The sequence below is a fragment of the Streptomyces alkaliterrae genome (assembly GCF_007097205.2).
In the GTDB taxonomy this organism is placed as follows: Bacteria; Actinomycetota; Actinomycetes; order Streptomycetales; family Streptomycetaceae; genus Streptomyces; species Streptomyces alkaliterrae.
The window spans coordinates 1-326 of sequence record NZ_VJYK02000769.1 but is presented as its reverse complement, the minus strand read 5'-3'; the positions used below and the strand labels follow the sequence as shown (position 1 = coordinate 326).

The window sequence follows — 326 nt, the reverse complement described above, 5'->3', positions numbered from 1 at the left end:
GCTGTCCCCCGCGTCCGGTTCCTTCCCTCTTGGTCGCCCTCGGTACCCTCCGGGCGCAGATGGGTGATCATGGGCAGCAGTCTGGCTCTGCCCCTGGCGCATCGGCTCTTGACTGTTCCGACGGGGACGTCGAGCACGCGGGCCGCCTCGGCGACGGGGTAGCCCTGCATGTCGACGAGTACCAGCGCCGCCCGCTGCTCGACGGGGAGCTGGGCCAGTGCGGCCAGCAGCTCTCGGTGCAGGTCACGACGTTCGGCGGGTACGGCCGCCGACTCGTGCGGCTCCAGCAGCGCTTCGAGGCGGGTGGAGTCGTCGGTGAGCGTGGT

General features: G+C 71.2%; 1 protein-coding gene. It reads right to left on the bottom strand.

What is annotated here, in order from left to right:
- On the bottom strand, positions 1-326 hold a 326-nt coding region (locus FNX44_RS27840), incomplete at both ends, for a sigma factor-like helix-turn-helix DNA-binding protein (protein ID WP_323369703.1).